Source organism: Leisingera sp. ANG-M6, assembly GCF_000813905.1.
In the GTDB taxonomy this organism is placed as follows: domain Bacteria; phylum Pseudomonadota; class Alphaproteobacteria; order Rhodobacterales; family Rhodobacteraceae; genus Leisingera.
The window spans coordinates 1-17,773 of record NZ_JWLG01000027.1 but is presented as its reverse complement, the minus strand read 5'-3'; the positions used below and the strand labels follow the sequence as shown (position 1 = coordinate 17,773).

Annotated in this window: 16 protein-coding genes; 5 read left to right on the top strand and 11 right to left on the bottom strand. The window is 65.1% G+C overall.

Annotated features, from left to right (window positions below):
* Positions 1–14: 14 nt before the first annotated feature.
* From RA24_RS20340 to ehuR, 11 genes are all read right to left on the bottom strand, one after another.
* Complete coding sequence (locus tag RA24_RS20340) at positions 15–494, bottom strand: Lrp/AsnC family transcriptional regulator (protein WP_019296502.1); 480 nt, start codon at positions 492–494, stop codon at positions 15–17.
* Between the two features lie 12 nt (positions 495–506).
* Positions 507–1,499, bottom strand: a complete 993-nt coding sequence (doeB, locus tag RA24_RS20335; RefSeq protein WP_039193989.1) for a N(2)-acetyl-L-2,4-diaminobutanoate deacetylase DoeB — start codon at positions 1,497–1,499, stop codon at positions 507–509.
* 3 nt (positions 1,500–1,502) lie between these two features.
* On the bottom strand, positions 1,503–2,690 hold the full coding sequence (gene doeA, locus RA24_RS20330; protein WP_039193987.1) for an ectoine hydrolase DoeA: 1,188 nt from the start codon (positions 2,688–2,690) through the stop codon (positions 1,503–1,505).
* Between the two features lie 19 nt (positions 2,691–2,709).
* On the bottom strand, positions 2,710–3,702 hold the full coding sequence (gene eutC / locus RA24_RS20325; RefSeq protein WP_039193984.1) for an ectoine utilization protein EutC: 993 nt from the start codon (positions 3,700–3,702) through the stop codon (positions 2,710–2,712).
* Positions 3,695–4,702, bottom strand: coding sequence for a hydroxyectoine utilization dehydratase EutB (gene eutB / locus RA24_RS20320; RefSeq protein WP_039193981.1), 1,008 nt, complete (start codon positions 4,700–4,702; stop codon positions 3,695–3,697). Before eutB ends, eutC begins: the two co-directional genes overlap by 8 nt.
* Before the next feature lie 18 nt (positions 4,703–4,720).
* Entirely contained in the window at positions 4,721–5,485 is a 765-nt protein-coding gene (eutA, locus tag RA24_RS20315) for an ectoine utilization protein EutA (protein ID WP_039193980.1), read from the bottom strand.
* Between the two features lie 10 nt (positions 5,486–5,495).
* A complete protein-coding gene (locus RA24_RS20310) occupies positions 5,496–5,933 on the bottom strand; it encodes a universal stress protein (RefSeq protein WP_039193977.1) in 438 nt (145 codons plus the stop codon).
* 12 nt (positions 5,934–5,945) lie between these two features.
* A complete protein-coding gene (locus RA24_RS20305) occupies positions 5,946–7,232 on the bottom strand; it encodes a TRAP transporter large permease (protein WP_039193976.1) in 1,287 nt (428 codons plus the stop codon).
* A gap of 10 nt (positions 7,233–7,242) precedes the next feature.
* On the bottom strand, positions 7,243–7,809 hold the full coding sequence (locus tag RA24_RS20300) for a TRAP transporter small permease (RefSeq protein ID WP_019296510.1): 567 nt from the start codon (positions 7,807–7,809) through the stop codon (positions 7,243–7,245).
* Between the two features lie 70 nt (positions 7,810–7,879).
* Positions 7,880–8,896: a TRAP transporter substrate-binding protein gene (locus RA24_RS20295; protein WP_039193973.1), complete on the bottom strand. Its 1,017-nt coding sequence runs from the start codon at positions 8,894–8,896 to the stop codon at positions 7,880–7,882.
* 95 nt (positions 8,897–8,991) lie between these two features.
* The gene (ehuR, locus tag RA24_RS20290) at positions 8,992–10,386 is read right to left on the bottom strand and encodes a MocR-like ectoine utilization transcription factor EhuR (RefSeq protein ID WP_029204841.1); all 1,395 of its coding nucleotides are present in this window, start codon (positions 10,384–10,386) and stop codon (positions 8,992–8,994) included.
* 390 nt (positions 10,387–10,776) lie between these two features.
* On the opposite strand from ehuR, the gene RA24_RS20285 reads away from it, so the two are divergent.
* The 5 genes from RA24_RS20285 to RA24_RS20265 all read left to right on the top strand — a co-directional run bounded on the left by RA24_RS20285 (position 10,777) and on the right by RA24_RS20265 (position 17,695).
* A complete protein-coding gene (locus RA24_RS20285) occupies positions 10,777–12,096 on the top strand; it encodes a serine/threonine protein kinase (protein WP_039193970.1) in 1,320 nt (439 codons plus the stop codon).
* Positions 12,097–12,107: 11 nt separating this feature from the next.
* Entirely contained in the window at positions 12,108–13,415 is a 1,308-nt protein-coding gene (locus tag RA24_RS22845; RefSeq protein WP_052269639.1) for an FHA domain-containing protein, read from the top strand.
* On the top strand, positions 13,399–14,370 hold the full coding sequence (locus RA24_RS20275; protein WP_039193967.1) for a PP2C family protein-serine/threonine phosphatase: 972 nt from the start codon (positions 13,399–13,401) through the stop codon (positions 14,368–14,370). The genes RA24_RS22845 and RA24_RS20275 overlap by 17 nt, the downstream gene beginning before the upstream one ends.
* Positions 14,367–15,557, top strand: coding sequence for a hypothetical protein (locus tag RA24_RS20270; protein WP_039193965.1), 1,191 nt, complete (start codon positions 14,367–14,369; stop codon positions 15,555–15,557). The genes RA24_RS20275 and RA24_RS20270 overlap by 4 nt, the downstream gene beginning before the upstream one ends.
* A 77-nt stretch (positions 15,558–15,634) precedes the next feature.
* Positions 15,635–17,695 (top strand): dynamin family protein, encoded by a 2,061-nt coding sequence (locus tag RA24_RS20265; RefSeq protein WP_019296517.1) that lies wholly within the window; start codon positions 15,635–15,637, stop codon positions 17,693–17,695.
* Positions 17,696–17,773 lie beyond the last annotated feature (78 nt).

Sequence of the window (17,773 nt, the reverse complement as noted above, 5' to 3'; positions counted from 1 at the left end):
GTATTTGCGCGGGATCACCCCTGCTCCAGAAGAATGTCCAGCGGCGGCGCGCCGGTGCCCTTGACCGGCTTGGTCACCACATAGGTGAAATAGCGGGAAAGTCCGATGCGGGCGTCCAGCATCTCATCGATCAGCCGTTGATAGGCGTCGATGTCGCGGGTGACGATCTGCAGCAGGTAGTCGAACCCGCCCCCCAGCGCCCAGCAGGCGGTGACCTCCTCATAGCGCTGCATCGCAGCCTCAAACGCGCGGAAGCTGGCGGCGGTATGGTCGGCAATCTCAGCCGCGACAAAGACTGTCACATGCGGCGCCAGTTTGCGCAGGTTGATACGGGCGCCGTAGCCCTCGATCAGCCCGGCCTGTTCCAGTTTCTTCAGCCGGTCCCAGCAGGGGGTCGGCGACAGGCCGATCCGCACGGCCAGCGCGGCCTTGGTGATGCGGCCCTCGGTGGAGAGCACGCGCAGAATGTCGAGATCGCGCTGGTCCAGTTGCATGTCTTCCGCCTATCAGCCGGCGGTGACGCCGACAACCGCAACGCAGTCGCCGGATTTAATCAGCCCGGGGAAGTGGCGGCTGATCAGGAGGCCGGCACGGCGGGCGCGGTATTCCACCGGCGGCTGGCCGGTGCGGTCCAGAGGCCAGACGCGGGCTAGGAGATCACCCTTGGCAACTGCTTCGCCGAGGTCTGCCATGATCTCAAACAGCCCGTCGCCTTCGCTGAACAGGAAGCAGTCATCATCCGGCATTGTCAGATTGACGGTGTCGTCTATCTTCATTTCGCCCCGCAAAATACCCGCATGGATCAGCACATTGCGCAGCCCCTTCTTGGCAATCGCATTGCTGCGCGCAGATGACGACCCGCCGCCGCCAAGTTCCGTTGTGACCAGGACCTTGCCCATTTCCTCGACCGCAGTGTCATACATGCCGCCGCTGTCGATCTCCAAAAGCTCCACCGAATAGGGCGCATTGAAGGCCTTCATTGCGGCGAAACACGCTTCCTGCGTGGCCTTGTCCTCCAGGATATGGGCGGCGGCGAAGGGTACGAAATCCAGCGTTTTGCCGCCGGAGTGGAAATCCACCGCCAGGTCTGCCATCGGCAAGAGTGTGCGCTGGAAGTAGTCGGCGATCTTCTCTGTCACGGTGCCGTCTGGGCGGCCCGGGAACGACCGGTTCATATTGCCCTTGTCGATGGGAGAGGTGCGGCTGGCGGCGCGGAAGGCCGGGTAGTTGAAGGCCGGTACGATGATCAGCCGGCCGGTGATGTCCCCCGCCAGCGTGGTCGCGGCCAGTTCCTGAAGTGCAATCGGGCCTTCGTATTCGTCGCCGTGGTTGGCACCTGTCAGAAGTGCGGTCGGCCCCTCGCCGTTCTTGATCACCGTCAGAGGGATCATCACCGAGCCCCAAGCAGAATCATCGCGGCTGTAGGGCAGCTTCAGATAGCCGTGGTGCACCCCGTCCTGGTCCAGCGGGATGGTGGGGGAAATTGGATTTTGCTTCATGGCTCAGTCCTTCACGAACATCTTGCGCGGCACATCGGACAGGCATTCCGGCCCGTTCGCCCCGATGCGGATGCTTTCGGTGATCTCAAATCCCCAATCCTCCATCCAGAGGCCGGTCATGAAGTGGAAGGTCATGTTCTCCTTTAGGACCGTGGTGTCACCCGGGCGCAGCGACATGGTGCGCTCGCCCCAGTCCGGCGGGTAGGAAACGCCGATCGGATAGCCGGTGCGGTTGTCCTTTTCGATGCCGTATGTCTTCAGCACCTTGAAAAACGCTTTGGCGATATCCTCGCAGGTGTTGCCGGCCTTGGCCATTTCCAGCCCGGCCTCCATCCCCTCCAGCACGGCCTTTTCGGCGTCCAGGAAGGTCTGCGTCGGCTTGCCCAGGAACACGGTGCGCGACAGCGGGCAGTGGTAGCGGTGGACCACGCCTGCGATCTCGAAAAACGTGCCCTCGCCGGATTTCATCGGCAGGTCGTCCCAGGTCAGATGCGGCGCAGCCGCGTCAGAGCCGGAGGGCAGCAGCGGCACAATCGCCGGGTAGTCGCCGCCAAAGCCAAGCTCCGCGTCATAGCGCAGGCCGGCGTCATAGATATCGGCCACCAGATCGCATTTGCGCATCCCCGGTTCGACACGCTCAAAGATCCTCTGGTGCATCCGCTCCACAATCTTGCCCGCCTGCCGCATGTAGGTCAGCTCGGCCTCGGATTTCACCGCCCGCTGCCAGTTTACCAGCGCGTTTGCATCGCCGAACCGCGCATTCGGCAGGTGCTTTTGCAGGGATGCATAGGCCGCGGCGGTGAAATAGTAATTGTCCATCTCAACGCCGACCGCGCCGCCGTCCAGCCCACGGTCTTTCAGTTGCGCCGACAGGTAATCCATCGGGTGGCGCTCGGTCGACTGCACGTAGTGATCCGGGTAGCCGATGATGTTTGCAGGCTCCATCCAGCAGGTGCGCAAGGCCCCATTGGCGTCCTGGCCGCGCCCGTACCAGACCGGCTCACCGTCCAAGCCGACGACAACACATTGATGCACATAGAAGGACCAGCCGTCATAGCCGGTCAGCCAGTTCATGTTTGAGGGATCGGTGACGATCAGAAGGTCAAGCCCGCGGCGGGACATTTCGGCCCGGGTCTTGTCGAGGCGCGCCTGATATTCTGCGCGGGAGAAATACAGCTTGGGGTCTGCCATATGCGTGGTTCCTGGTTGATCAGCTGGTGAAAGTGGCGCCAGCCCCCGCCGCATCAGCGCGGGAGCCTGCAAGCGTTGCGATGGCGGTGTCCTGCACACCGGTTCCTGTGAGGTCGGCAATGATCAGTTCGTTGTCCGACTGGCGGCCGGGGGCCTGCCCTGAGGTGATGGCTCCCAGTTCCGTAAAACTCTGGTGCCCGGCGATCAGCCCCGCGGCGATGGCGCTGCGCAGCTCGCCCTTGACGGCGCATTGCGCCTGGCTGTCGGGCACATAGAGGTCCGCCTTGGTCAGACAGGCAGGCTCCAGCTCGCATTTGTGCTCCTGGTCGGAGCCCATGGCGATCACCAGCTGGCCGGGCCGCAGCCATTCCGCCTGGACCACAGGGTCGGCTGCTGGGGTTGTGGTGACGACAATATCCGCCCCGGCAACCGCCTGCGCGATGTCGGCAGCGGCGGTGACATCAATTCCCAGCTCGCTGCGCAGGCTGGCCGCCGAGGCCTCTGCCTTGGCGCTTTCCCGCGCCCAGATGACGACGTTTTGAATGCCGCGCACCAAGGTCATCGCTTTCAGCTGCATCCGCGCTTGCACACCTGCGCCAATAATGCAGACGCGGGACGCATCCGCCCGCGCGAGGTGGCGCGCTGCGACCGCCCCCGCCGCAGCGGTGCGCACATCAGTGAGATAGCCATTGTCCAGAAGCAGCGCCTGCAGCAGGCCGGTCCGGCTGGAGAACACCACCATCAGCCCTGTGGTGCTGGGCAGGCCCAGCTTGGGGTTGTCGAAAAACCCCGGGCTCATCTTCATCGCAAAGCTGTCGATCCCCGGCACATAGGCGGTCTTCACGCAGACCTCGCCTTTGTGATCGGGCACCGGCAGCGTCATGATCGGCGGCATCACAACCTTGCCGCCGGCAAGAGTGGTGAAGCCCTGCTCGACACAGTCCACCGCATCCGCGTCCAGCGGCACCAGATCGCGCAGCTCCGCTTCGGTCAGGATCTTGATGTCAGGCATCCGCGCCTCCCTTGCTCTCCGCCGCCACATCCACATCTTCACCATCGATGATGCGCTTGTGCAGGTCCATGGCGATGTTCTGGCCGCTCACCAGCACCGCACAGCGCCCTGGATTGCCTATCTTGCCCGCCAGCAGCGCCGCAATGCCGACGCTGCCGGAGCCTTCGATCACCAGCCGCTCCTCGAAATAGGCATGGCGGATGGCGGCCGCGATTTCCGTCTCGGAGAGCAGCACCACATCATCGGCGAATGCCTTTGTCATTTCAAAGGTATAGGCATTTTCCAGCCCGATCCCGCCACCGAGCGAATCTGCCAGCGTCGGCAGCTCGTCAACCTGCACCGGCCTGCCGGCCTGCAGGCTGGCGTGCATCGCAGCGCCGCGCTCCATGCTGACACCGATCACCCGGATCGCCGGGTTCACCGCCTTCATCACCATCGCCACGCCGGAAATCAGCCCACCGCCGGACAGGGGCACCAGCACGGTTTGCAGATCCGGCACCTGCTCCAGCATTTCCAGCGCTACGGTGCTTTGGCCCGCAATGATGTCACGGTGATCAAATGGCGGCAGCATGGTCATGCCCTCTGCCACCAGCCGGTCGACCTCCACCTGAGCATCATCTTGCGACCGGCCTATGATCCGAACCTCGGCGCCGTGGGACTTGATGCCCTCGACCTTGTTCTGCGGCACCAGTTCCGACATGCAGATGATGCAGCGCACCCCGGCCTGCGCCGCCGCATAGGCCAGCCCGCGCCCGTGGTTGCCGGTGGAGACGCCAACCACTCCCGCCGCGCGCTGCTCTTCGCTCAGGGCCAGCACCGCATTGGTTGCTCCTCGCAGCTTGAAACTGCCGGTGATCTGGCTGCTTTCCAGCTTCAGCGAGACCTGCCCGCCGCTCCGTGCGCTCAGCACGGGTGAGGGCGCCATCGCCGTCCGCCGGACCCGCGCGGCGATCCGCGCCCGGGCCTGATAGCTGTCCTGAAGGGTGATTTTCTCAGTCATTGAACCTGTCTTGTCTTGTTAGAGTTCAAACAGCCGGCCGTAGCCCGGCACCTTATCCGTTACCCCGGCCAGCCGCAGACAGCGCCAGACCATCGCCTGGTTTGAGCTGACCACCGGCTTGCCCAGCTGGTCCTCGATCCGCTGCACGCAAGCAGCGGCGCGCAGTGCGGTGCAGGACAAAAACAGCGCATCAGCCCCTGCATCGCAGGCGGCAATCCCCGCCTCGATGATGCTGTCCTCGGAGATCCGCGCCATCTGGCGGTCGTCGGTCAGACCGAAACAGGCGGCATTCACCACCTCCGGCCCGTGCGCCGAAAAATACTGTGCCATCTCTTCGGTGACTGCGGGGCTGTAGGGGGTCAGCAGTGACACCCGCTTGGCCCCCAGCGCGGCAAACGCATCAAACGCGGCAGAGCTGGGGGTGACGCAAGGCGTGTCCGGCTTGGCCGCGTTCAGATACCGAGTCACTGCATCGTTGCCCAAGACGATGGAGGCCGCGGTGCAGCCGTAAGCCACCACATCCACCTCTTCCCCCGGCAGGATCTGCGCCGCCGCCTCAGTCAGCCGCGGACCGGTCTGCAGCAGCGTCTCCTTTGTGGTCGGGTTCTCGAATTTGATGCGGTTCACATAGACGCCCACCCGGTCCGGGTCGCAGAGCCGGGCAAAGTCGCGCTCTGACGTGTGGTCGGTCGCCAATGCCACCAGCGCGATCCGCTTGGGCACCGGGCGGTCGTCCAGCCGGGCTGGGGGCCGTGAGGGCGCGGCATGGATATCAAGAGCCATTTTCTGCTTCCTAAACAACGAGAACAGGGGTTTCCGCCAAGCTCGTCACCTTGTGCGAGACGCTGCCCAGCAGGACGCCCTCCAAGGAGCCAAGTCCGCGGCTGCCGATCACGATCAGATCATGCCCATGCTCCTTGGCAAAGCTGGTGATGGTGCGCGCCACCGGCCCGCCTTTGACAAAGGCGCGGAGGTTTTGAACGCCGCCCTCCGCCGCCAGCGCCTTACCGCGCTCGGCCACCTCCTTGGCGTGGCTGCGCATGACATCATCCAGATCTTCGGGTTGATCCGGGCGCACCACATGCATCGAGGCCTCCAGCAGCGAATGGTGGCGGTAGACGGTCAGCAGCGTCAGCGCGGCGCCGCATAGCTGAGACACTTCTGCAGCTTTGGCCAGCGCGGCCTCCGCCCCTTGGGAGCCGTCAAAGGGCACCAGAATGGATGTGAACATCGCCGTGCCTCCTTATTTGGCAAAGGCCAGGTCGCGCAGGAACAGCGCAATCTGCGGGAAGAAGATCAGCGCCACCGACACCCCCAAAAGCATCAGAATGAACGGCGGCGTGCCGCGCACCACCTCTGCGTAGGGGCGCTTGAACACGGCAATCGCGGTGAAGATATCGCAGCCGAACGGTGGCGTAGCAGAGCCAATGGCAACCTGCAGGGTGATGATGGTGCCGACCAGCACCGGGTCCAGCCCAACCGATTTCACTACCGGCGCAAACACCGGCACCAGCACCAGGATCACCACGATGGGGTCGACGAACATGCAGCCGATGAAAAACGCGATGGAGATCACAAACAGCACCCCGATGGCGCCCATCTCGGCAATGCCGATGGCGCCGAGGATCTGCTGCGGCACCTGTGCGAAGGAGATCACCCAGGAAAACGCTGCTCCAGCCCCCACCAGGATGAACACGATGGCAGTGATCAGCCCGGTGGATTTGGCGGTGTCATAGACATCCACCAGCGTCATCGAGCGGAACACCAGCACCTCCAGGACCAACGCATAGAGCACACAGGCCGCTGCCGCCTCGGTCGGGCTGAACACGCCGCCGTAGATGCCGCCGATGATGATCACCGGGAACCCCATCGGCCACAGCGCCTGCCGCATAGTCCTCAGCCGCTCGCCCCAGCTGGCTTTGGGCTCTGCCGGTACATTGTTGCGCACGGCATAGATGTAGGCATAGGCGGAAAACAGCAGCAGGATCAGCAGCCCCGGCCCGATGCCCGCAATGAACAGCTCGGCAATCGAGGTGCTGGAGACCACGCCGTAGATGATCATGCCGATCGACGGCGGGATGAGGAAAGCGATGTCGCTGGCATTGACGATCAGGGCCAGCACAAAGCTGTCCTTGTACCCCGCCTGCAGCATCCGCGGCCGCAGCGGCGAACCGATGGCGACGACGGTTGCTTGAGTCGATCCCGACACCGCGCCGAACATGGTGCAGGCGGCGGCGGTGGAAATCGCCAGCCCGCCGCGGATATGCCCCACATAGGCCATCACGACATTGATCAGCCGCCCGGCCGACTGGCCGCGGGTCATGATGTCGGCGGCAAAGATGAACATCGGCACCGCAATCAGCGATGCAGGCCGGATTCCCGCCAGCATCTGCTGCACCATGGTCTCTGTCCGGGCGAGATCGCCGAACAGCATCAGAAAGCCGATGAACGCGCCGGCAATCAGCGGGATCATCATCGGAAAGCCCAGCAGGAGCAGGACAATCATGGTCAGAAAAATGGTTGCAGCCATGGGTCCGTCCTCAAATTTCGATTTCTTCTGCGTCCTCGTACCCTTCCTGCACGTGGGTCGAGAGATAGATGCCGGGGGACGTCAGATTGCGCACAGCGGTCAGCAGGTACTGGGCGCCGGTCATGAAGAAGCCCGCAGGCACCCAGACCAGGATGACCCAGACCGGGATCTGCAGGGCGGGCAGAACACGCCCGCGCGACGCCTGCGCGCCGATGTATTTCACCGCGTAGAAGCACAGCAGGAACATGAAACCCGCGGTGACCAGCGAAATCACCACCACCATCACCTTGCGCAGATGCGGCGGCAGCAGATCATAGACCGCCGACATCCGGATGTGGCGGGCATTGCGGGCGGCATAGCTGATGCCGGCAAAGGTGATCAGGATGATCAGGATCCGGTTCAGCTCTTCGGAAAAGAAGATCGAGTTTCCCAGCACAAAGCGTCCCACCACATTGGCCACGGTATTGGCCGCCATCAGCAGCACGCCGGCGGCCAGCAGGAACGACTCGATGCGGCTGATGGCGCTGTCGATCACACCCAGGAAACCGGGCAGCGCGGAGTCATGTGTCTGGTGCATTCCTTCCTCCCCGAGGTCTGCGCACCGCTGAGCAGGCAATACCTGCTCAGCAGCGATTGCAGTGAAGGCCTCAGTTGGCGGTGGCCGCTAGATCCGCTTTCATCTGCTCCAGGATCGCAGCGCCGCTGTCGCCGGTCATCTCGATGAACTTGGCTTCAACCTCTGCCGCGGCCTCCTTGAAGCAGCTGCGCTGCTCGTCGGTCAGCACCGTCACCTGCATCTCAGGCTTGGCCTCCATGATCTTGGCCAGCTCGGTCTCTGCCGCCTGCTGCTGGTAAACCACGGTGTGGTCATAGGCTGCCGTGGCCGCATCCTGCACCAGCTGCTGATCCTCGGGGGAGAGGCCGTCGTAGAAGTGCTTGTTGGCCATCACTGCGGTGGTGAAATTGTTGTGGCCGGCATAGGTGATGTAATCGGTGACCTCGTAGATCTTGGTCGAGTAGAGGAAGAACGTCGGGTTCTCCTGCCCCTGGATCACATTGGTCTGCAAACCGCCGTAAACCTCGCCCCACGGCAGCGGCGTCGGGGTGGCGCCAAAGGCCTTGTAGCTTTCCACCAGCAGCGGGTTGGTCATCACCCGGAACTTCACCTCGTCCAGATCGGTGCAGGTGGTCACCGGCGTCTTGGTGGTCATCGCCACCTCGCCCTCGGGGAACATGTTCAAGAGCTCCAGCCCCTGATCGGCATAAAGCGGCTTGAACATACCGTTGATCGCCTTGCTCTCCTTGTAGAAGCGCGCCAGGTGGTCCTGATCGGTCGGCAGCAGATAGGGCACAAAGAACACCTGTGCCTCAGGGATCAAGGAGCCGGTAAAGCCCGGCGATTGGTCGACGAACTGCAGGATGCCGTCCTGGGTCTGCTCCATGATGTCGGCGGATTCGCCTAGGGTGCCATAAGGGAACAGCTGGATCTCGTGATCCGAGTGCGCCTCGATCTCTTCCTTGAACTTCTGCGCATAGACGCCCTGCACATCGGTCATCGCCTCCTCAAAGGCATACCGCCAGGTGTCCGCCTGCGCCGCGCTGCCCGCCAGGGCAATGCCCGCCGCCGCCAGGGCGGCGAAGCTGAATGTGACTGTCTGAGCCATGATTTCCTCCCAAGTCTCACCGGTGCCTGAGCACCGCTGCGACAGACTTGAGAGGAATTGTACTGCATGTCAATTTTTTTATTGTTGCAGGACAATCAGTATGTGAAGGGCGCGACCCCTTCCGGCGGGCGGCCCAGCATTCCGGCGATCAGCTCCAGCGCTTGGCGGAAGCGGTCCTGATCCTGCACGCTGCCCAGCGACACCCGCACCGCGTTCTGCGGTGGGGTTTTGGGCGTCAGGAACGGCGCATCCGGGGCGACCGCCACTTTCAGCTCCTGCGCGTAAGAGACAAAGCTGGCGGTGGTCCAGCCCGCGGTCAGCGGCAGCCACAGGTGCAGCGCCGACGGATGCCCCTGCCAATCCCAGCCCTGCAACACCTCTTCGGCAATGGCATACCGCTCCGCCAGAGCCCGGCGCTGCCACTGGGCCAGCTCCAGCGCGGTGCCGTCCTGCACCCAGCGGGTGGCCAGCTCGCACATCAGGGGTGTCGCCATCCAGCCGAACACGACAATCCGCCCGGTCAGCGCAGGAAGAAGATGCTCCGGCGCCGCCAGGTAACCGGCGCGCAGCCCCGACACCGTGCATTTGGTGAAGGTCGTCAGGTAAATCGACCGCTCCGGCGCCAGCGCCGAAACCGGCACGGGGCGGTCCTCCGCCACCGGGCCGAAGGCATCGTTTTCGATGATGTGCAGATCATATTTGCGGGCAATCTCCACCAGCACCCTGCGACGCTCTTCCGGCATCATCCCGGCAGTAGAGTTGGCCAGAGACGGCAGCAAAAACAGCACTTTGGGCGATTGCTCCCGGCAGTAACGCTCCAGAGCGTCCGGCAGAATGCCATCGCTGTCCGTCTCCAGTCCGGCCAGGGTCAGCCCCAGATAGGAACAGCCCGACACCAACAGGTGATGGGTGATCTTGTCCGACACCACCGTGTCGCCCGGCCGGGTCAGCGCCGACAGCGCCGCCGACATGCCGTGGCTCACACCGTTGGTCATTATGATCCGCTCTGCCGCCACCTCCAGCCCGCAGATCCTCAGCCACTCTGCCCCGGCAGCCCGGTGCAAGTCATGACCCACGTTCGGACGGCACGACAGGAAGTAGCTCGGATCCAGCGCCTCCGGCAGTTCCGCCAGGGCCTGCTGGAACCGCTCCGCGTGCTGTTGCGAAAACAGTGGCCGCGAGATCGACAGGTCAAAGCCGCCGCCCTGTTCCGAACTCAGCTGAAACGGCTGGTCATTATTCGTATCGGGGTCCAGAACATAGCTGCCACGCCCGACTTGGCCGTCGATCAGGCGCTGCCTGCGCAGCCCCTCATATGCCTTGCTCACGGTGTGCACGCTAAGCCCTAGTTCCTCAGCCATTTTGCGGTGGGTCGGCAGCTGCGTGCCCTTGGGGAGCCTGCCGTCCGATATGGCCCTGGCAATGGCTTGCGTAAGGCTGGCGTGCAGGGGCGGGGTCAGGCTGGCGGGGTCAGGGTACCATATTGTCATGCGACAATTGTACCGGTGATTGGCTGCAAAGCCCATCACAATTTCCTGCCAAGTTGTTTTTGCGGAGAATCAGCTGCAGCCAGTGCGTTTGCAGGGGTCCGGTCTGTATCGCGGCCCTGAGGGTCTGTTGCCGATACCAGAACGGCCCGTTCTGTGCGGCGGGCCTCCGCCGGGGGAGATAGCCCTGCAGTTTAACTAACTTCAAAGCAACTAGCCGGTGCGCTGTTAACCCAATGTTTGCTGCCCTTTTGAGAGGATTGCGGCGAAAATACGGCGGATCTGCCGCAATTGCCCGAATGGAGCCGTGAACATTCCCCATTCCGCCGGCAGCGTTAAGGTCCGCCCGCGCCCTTTTGGCCGGGGACCGAGCTGCCAGGAGGAAATGACGCCGTGCCGCACGACCTATCTTCCGCCGATCCGGCGCACACCTGCGAACTGCCCTGCGGCTTCAAGCTGCTTCAGGGCCAGTACCAGATTGAGCGCCCGCTGATCAGCGGCGGCTTCGGCATCACCTATCTGGCGCGCGACAGCCTGGAGCGGCGGGGGGTGATCAAGGAATGCTTTCCGGCGGGGCTTTGCCGCCGTAACGGGCCGGAGGTGGAACCGTCGGCGCCGGAACACGCCAAGTCCTGCCGCAACGTGCTGCGCGCCTTCCTGCGCGAGGCGCATCTGCTGGCCCGCGCCGAGCATCCCGGCATCGTCGGCGTGCATCAGGTCTTCAAGGAAAACCAGACCGCCTATATCGCGATGGAGTTCATCGACGGGCTCGACCTGCTGACCGTGCGTGAGGAGCAGCCGGACCGGCTGACCGCGCCGGTGCTGCGGCAGATCCTGACCCAGGCGCTGGAGGCGCTAGGCTGCGTGCACAAGCTGGGCATTCTGCACCGCGACATCTCACCCGACAATCTGCTGTTGGGCCAGGATGGCACCCTGACGCTGATCGACTTCGGCGCCGCGGCGGGCAGCACCCCCAAGGACGATACCGCACTGCCGATGCTGCTGGCGGTCAAGGACGGCTATTCGGCGCATGAGCTGTACAAGCCCGACCTGCCACAGCGCCCGGCCTGCGATATCTATGCGCTCGGCGCCACCTTCTATTACCTGATCACCGGGGAACCGCCCGCGGGCAGCCAGCAGCGGCTGAATGCGGTGATGGCGGGCAACCCCGACCCTTGCCCGCCGCTGCTGGGCGGGCCTTGGGCAGCGGATCCGGCATTGCTGGCCACTGTTGACCAGGCGATGTCGGTGCCGCCCGCTGAACGGTTCCAGTCCACCCGCGCCTGGGCAGAGATGCTGGCGGAATGCGATGCCGGGGATCCGGTGGCGGAGGCTGCGGGCATGCCGGGCGAAGATCCTGACCCTGCCGATAATGGCGCTCTGGACGCAACCATCGCCGACCTGGTGGCCGCGACCAACTCCAGCCTGACTCCCGGCCAGCCGCGCACCGCGCGCAAGGAGCCGGTGCCCGCCGCTGAGCCAGAAGCCCCCCGCCAGATGGTCAACCTGTTTGGCGAGCCGGTCAGCGATCTGGAAGCCTGGCTGGCGGAGGAAGACGCCCGCACGCGGCGCAGCCGCAACGCGCCTGCCGCCGAACAGCCGCCGGCTTCGGCAGCAGACAGCGGTGCAGAAGCGGACAAACCCACATTCGCAGGCCGCCTGCGCAGAATTTTCGGGTTCCAGGACGGCACCCCGGCAACCGTTAAGAACTGAAGGGAACGGCAATGAAATTCATCAAGGATATCATCGGTGAGAAGCGGGAACGGGTGCGGGCGGAGGCTGCAGGCCACCCCGCCGCCGAACCGGTGCAGCCGCCTGCGCGCGACCCGTTTGACAGCCTCGCTGCCGCACCTGAGGCGGAGCAGCCCAGCGTGCCCTTCAGCCTGGACCGCGGTTTCCAGCTGGACCCGGAGCCGGAGACCGCGGCAGAGGACTATGTTCTGCCCGAGGATTTCCTGGAGGAAGACAGCCCGGAAGGCGCCCGTCAGGACGGGCCGCAGGACAGCGCGGAGGAGTATCTGGACAGTCTGGGCGAGCCAGGACCGGAGGACGATGCCATCGCCGCCTTCTTTGCCCGTGAACAGGCGCAGGACTCGGCCCTGGATCCGGGTTCCGCCGCCGCGGCCCAGGAGTATGCTGAGAGTGATGATCCCTTCGCCGCCGCTTCAGAAGTAGAAGCCTATATGGAGGCGGAAGACGGCGAGGAACTGGACGCCTTTGCGGAGGAGCCGGACTTCAGCCGCCTGCAGCAGCCGGAGCCCGCCGCGGAGCAACCTGAAAGCTACCGGGTTTTCCACCGCAAGTCGGCATCTGCCCCACAGCCCGAAGTGCAGCCCGAACCGGAACGGCAACCTGACCCGGCCCCGCAGCCTCAATACGGAATGGATGCACTCGCTCCGGTCCCCGCAGAGGCACAGCCAGCCCCCCTGCCTGCAGCCGAGGCGCCGCAGAAAGCCGCGCCTGCTCCGCAAGCCGCTGAGCCGCAGGATCCGCCCACGGCTGCGGCTCCGATCGACGTGCCCGCGCCCTCAATGGGCCGCGGCGCCAGCCGCGCGGGCCGGGTCAAAACCCGTCTGCTGGGTTTCAGCCCGGCGCAGGCACCCGGCAGCGATCCCTTCGCGCGCAGCACCGAGGAGGCTGCGCCCGGCTACACCCAGTTCCCGGTTGGCTGGCTGGCGGTTGTGCAGGGGCCGGGCCGCGGTGCTGCCTTTACCCTCTTCAGCGGTGTGACGGTCATTGGCCGCGGCGAGGATCAGACCGTGCGGCTGGATTTCGGCGACAACAGCATCTCGCGCGACAACCACGCCGCCATCGCCTATGACCCGGAGCAGAAGGCGTTTTACATCGGCCACGGCGGCAAGGCCAACCTGGTGCGCCGCAACGGCCGTCCGGTGCTCAGCACCGAAGAACTGGCGGCCGGCGACGAGATCCGCATCGGCGAAACCACCCTGCGGTTCGTGCCTCTGTGCGGTGCCTCTTTTGGCTGGGATCAGCCGCAGCAAGGTGAAGGTTCCAATGCTGCATTCCGCTGACCTGGAGTACGACGCTGCAACGGCCATCAGCCAGGGCCGCCGTGAGCGTCAGGAAGATGCTGTCGCCGCCGATTTCCTGGCTGGCGCCGGCACCGGCTTTGCGGTGCTGGCCGACGGCATGGGCGGGCACGCGGCCGGCGATGTGGCCGCCAGGATCGTGGTGACGGAGGTGTTTGCGGAGCTGAAGCTGCGCACCGGCGAGCCGGAGCAGCTGGAGCCCGCCATCGGCGCGGTGCTGCACAGCGCGGCCGACGGCGCCAACGCGTGCTTGGGCGAATATGCCAGCCACCAGCCTCAGGTGCAGGCGCAGGGCATGGGTGCCACCCTGCTGGCGCCGGTGCTGTTCCGCGACCGGCTCTACTGGATTTCGGTAGGGGATTCACCGCTGTACCTGTTCCGCGACGGTGCCCTGATCCGCCTCAACGCCGATCATTCGATGGCGGCGGAGCTGGAGAAGCTGGTCGCCCGCGGCCGCCTGGACCCGGCTGAGGCCGCCGTCCACCCGGACCGCCATTGCGTCACCTCGGTGCTGACCGGCGCCGATATACCGCTGGTCGACTGCCGCAGCGCACCCGTGCGGCTGCAACACGGCGACATCGTGCTGGCCGCTAGCGACGGGCTCTTGTTCCTGGCAGAGGAGGAGATTGCCGAAGTGCTGGCCGCCGAATGCCACAGCCCAAGCGCCCGCATCGGTGCGGCGCTGATGCGGCGGCTGGAGGCGCTGGACGCGCCGGAGCAGGACAACGCGGCTTTCTGCGTGATCAAGCCGTTTGACCCGCGGGCGCCTGGACCTGCCGTTGCAGGCGCTCCTGCGGCGCCAGCGCCGGAACAGCAGCCGCCCGAACCCGCCGCCGCACGTCAGCGCGCAGGCCGACGGGTTGTCACCTTCATGGCCGCATCCTCCTGGCGCGACGCGCCGGAGGCGGGCCGCAGCAAAACGGATGCATCCGCGTGAGCCTTCCTCAAAGAGACATAAGCCCGCTGGCAGGTCAGCTGGAACAGACCCTCAGCGCGGGCTGTCTGCCGACGGAGGTCAGCGGCTGGGGCAGCAAGCTGTTGCAGCGCCTGCGCCAGCCGGTGCGGGTGGCGGTTGCAGGGGCTGCCGGCAGCGGTAAATCCGCCCTCATCGACATGCTGCTTGGCCGGGTTGTGATCGGCCGCAACGGCGGCGGCTTGCTGGTTGATGTCTGTTATGGCACCGAGGAAATGGCAGAAATTGAGACTGCCGCGGGCAAGCGGCTGCAAATGTCCGGCTTGCTGGCGCAGATGGAGCTGCCGCAGGACGCCTGCCGGGTGCGCCAGACTCTGACCGATCCGCGCCTGCGCTGGCACAGCTACCGCGAACTGCCGCTGGCGGGCCCGCAATCCGCGCAGCAGGACATGCTGCAGCAGGCCGCAGGCAACGCCGACATTTTCCTGTGGTGCAGCCAGGAATTCACCGCAGGTGAACAGGCGCTCTGGGCCGCGGTGCCCGACAGCACCAAGGATCACAGTTTCCTCGTGCTCACCATGGCCGACCGCCTGGTGATGCGCGGCACCCTGCCTGCCTTGATCGAAACGCTGGAGCCGGTGGCGGCAGAGGAGTTTCTGGGCGTCTATCCGGTCGCCGCGATCCAAGGTCTGACCGCCCGCACCGCCGGGGCCCCGCAGGACGGGCTGTGGCGCTCCAGCGGCGGCAAGCAGCTGAGCGAGGATATCCAGCGCCAGGTCGACCAGGGCCGTGCCTCAGACGTCGATCAGGCAGAGCTGCTGATCCGCCAGTTCGGCGGCACCCTGCCAGCTGAGACTGCGCCTGCTGTTCCGGCGCCGGCGGCTGCCGCCGCACCGCAGGCTGCCAGCCTGGCCGCTGCGCTGGATCAGCTGCAAACCGGCGCCGAGGCGATGCTGGCCGAAGCCGAAGCCGCCGGCGGCCCGCAGGCCGCCCCGGTCCTGGCGCAATGCATGGAGATGATCCGCAGCCTGTCCCAATCGCTCGACGCTATGCCCGCCAGCGCCGCGGTGGAGGCTGCCCGCGAGGCCGCGCAGGACGGCGAGGAAATGCTGATGCTGTGCCAGCTGGAACAGGACGAGGACGCGGCGGTCGATGCGGTGACGCTGCTGATCCAGCTGAAGAAGGAACTGATGGTAGAGCCGCCCGGATAGGGGCGCAAAACCCCGAGACCCGCGTGCCGGGCAGCAGACCAAAACTCCGAAGCAGGACACGAAATACAGGCCCCGCCATGAACATGGAAAACCAGATCGAGAGCGCCACCGACATCCGCGCCTCCGCCCGCCCCACCAACCTCGGCGCCGGGCTGGAGCCGCTGGCGGATTTCGCCCGCAAGGCGCGGCGGCTCGATGGCGCGCTGACTACCCTGCTCGGCGTGTCGGGTGAACGGGTGAAGCGCAGCCTGACCCGCTTGCAGGAGGAACTGGGAACCTTCGAGCCCAGCGTCACTCTGCTGGGGCAGGTGAAATCCGGCAAGACCTCGCTGGTCAATGCGATGGCCGGCTGGGCCGACCTGCTGCCGTCAGACGTGAACCCCTGGACCTCGGTTGTGACCTCGCTGCACCTGGAGCCGGGCGAGACCCGCACCGGGAACAAGGCCTGTTTCCAGTTCATGACCGAAGATGAGTGGGACCGGCTGACCACCAAGGGCGGCCGCATCGGCGAAATGGCTGGCCGCGCCGGCGCGGATAGCGAACTGCAGAAAATCCGCACCCAGATAGAGGAAATGCGCGACCGCTCCCGCCAGCGTCTGGGCCGCAAGTTCGAACTTTTGATGGGGCAGAAGCACGACTATGGCTATTTCGACAAGAACCTGATCGAACGCTACATCTGCCTGGGCGATGACTTCGGCGACGAGGAGCCGGGCACGGTGGACGAACAGGGCCGCTTTGCCGACATCACCCGCGCCGCCGATCTGTTCCTCAACAGCCGCTCGGTGCCGCACCGGCTGTGCCTGCGCGACACGCCGGGCGTCAACGACACCTTCATGATGCGCGAACAGATCACCATCCAGGCGATCCGCGACAGCCGCATCTGCGTGGTGGTGCTGTCGGCGGGACAGGCGCTGACCTCTGTCGACATGGGGCTGATCCGGATGATCTCCAACCTCAAGTCGCGTGAGGTGGTGATTTTTGTCAACCGCATTGATGAGCTGGCCGATCCGGCAAACCAGATTGCCGAGATCGAGGCCAGCATCCGCCAGACGCTGGAAACCCACCATGGGCCGCAGGAGGCCGAGATCATCTTCGGCAGTGCTTACTGGGCCAACCAGGTGCTGACCGGCGGGCTGGAGGATATGGACCCGTCCAGCTCTGCCGCGCTGCTGAATTGGGCCGAGGCCTCGGTCAATGCCTCCCACGCTAAAGCCACCCCCCAAAACATGGTGTGGGAGCTGTCAGGCCTCCCGGCCCTGAACCGCGCCGTGTCCGAGCGCATCGTTGCCGACCTGGGCACGCCGCTGTTGCAGCGCATTGCCGCCACCGCCACCACAGCCGCCACAGGCCAGCAGGCCGCCAATGCAATCCTGGTGCAGGGTGAAGGCAGCACAGGCGGTGCCAATATGCACGACGTCCGCACCGCCTTCGAAGACATCTGCCAGACCCATCTGGAGGCAATGGACGCAGAGGCCGGCCAGGTGCTCAATGCTTTCCGCGACCGCGCCGACCGGGCCCATGCCACCTTCACCGACCGTGCCACCCACGCGCTGATCGACCATTTGGAAAAATGGGGCGAGGATTGCCACTGGGAATACGACCCAGCCGGGCTGCGGATGCTGTTGCGCTCTGCCTACTCGGTGATGACCAGCCGTCTGCAATCTGCTGCGCAGAATCGCTACGAGGCTGCGGTGCAGGATGTGGCGGAGCTGCTCTATGACGGTTTCGGCCCGGCAGTGGAGGGCATCCAGCTGGCAGTACCCGACGTGCCCCAGCCTGCCTCCCCGGTGGCGCTGGCTCAGTCAATCGCGCTGGATTTCAACGACAGCTGGTGGGCTTCCTGGTGGCGCCGCACCCGCGGCTACAAGGCCTTTGCCAAACAGTTCCGCAGCCTGATCGAAGGCGAGACCGAGGATTTCATGACCCAGCTCAAGACAGTGCAGACCGCCGACGTCCGCGCCGCTGTCCTCGCGCGGCTGCAGGGCTTCTTCGACGGCCAGCGTGACATCCTGCTCGAGATCGCCGATTGCCGCCGCGGCGGCGGCGACATGCAGGCGCTGTTTGCGGGCGACGAGGCCCGCTATCAGCAGACTCAGACGACTACTGCCTTGGAAACACTCAGGAGTTTCACCGCATGACGTATCAGACTGCCCAGCACGCCCCGGCGCCGCTGCCTCCCGAACCCGCCCCGGCCCGCAAGCCGCGGCTGGCGCTGA

Coding starts and splice junctions, on each gene's coding strand:
- RA24_RS20340 (WP_019296502.1), bottom strand. CDS start 494: ATGCAACTGGACCAGCGCGATCTCGACATTCTGCGCGTGCTCTCCACC.
- doeB (WP_039193989.1), bottom strand. CDS start 1,499: ATGAAGCAAAATCCAATTTCCCCCACCATCCCGCTGGACCAGGACGGG.
- doeA (WP_039193987.1), bottom strand. CDS start 2,690: ATGGCAGACCCCAAGCTGTATTTCTCCCGCGCAGAATATCAGGCGCGC.
- eutC (WP_039193984.1), bottom strand. CDS start 3,702: ATGCCTGACATCAAGATCCTGACCGAAGCGGAGCTGCGCGATCTGGTG.
- eutB (WP_039193981.1), bottom strand. CDS start 4,702: ATGACTGAGAAAATCACCCTTCAGGACAGCTATCAGGCCCGGGCGCGG.
- eutA (WP_039193980.1), bottom strand. CDS start 5,485: ATGGCTCTTGATATCCATGCCGCGCCCTCACGGCCCCCAGCCCGGCTG.
- RA24_RS20310 (WP_039193977.1), bottom strand. CDS start 5,933: ATGTTCACATCCATTCTGGTGCCCTTTGACGGCTCCCAAGGGGCGGAG.
- RA24_RS20305 (WP_039193976.1), bottom strand. CDS start 7,232: ATGGCTGCAACCATTTTTCTGACCATGATTGTCCTGCTCCTGCTGGGC.
- RA24_RS20300 (WP_019296510.1), bottom strand. CDS start 7,809: ATGCACCAGACACATGACTCCGCGCTGCCCGGTTTCCTGGGTGTGATC.
- RA24_RS20295 (WP_039193973.1), bottom strand. CDS start 8,896: ATGGCTCAGACAGTCACATTCAGCTTCGCCGCCCTGGCGGCGGCGGGC.
- ehuR (WP_029204841.1), bottom strand. CDS start 10,386: ATGACAATATGGTACCCTGACCCCGCCAGCCTGACCCCGCCCCTGCAC.
- RA24_RS22845 (WP_052269639.1), top strand. CDS start 12,108: ATGAAATTCATCAAGGATATCATCGGTGAGAAGCGGGAACGGGTGCGG.
- RA24_RS20275 (WP_039193967.1), top strand. CDS start 13,399: ATGCTGCATTCCGCTGACCTGGAGTACGACGCTGCAACGGCCATCAGC.
- RA24_RS20265 (WP_019296517.1), top strand. CDS start 15,635: ATGAACATGGAAAACCAGATCGAGAGCGCCACCGACATCCGCGCCTCC.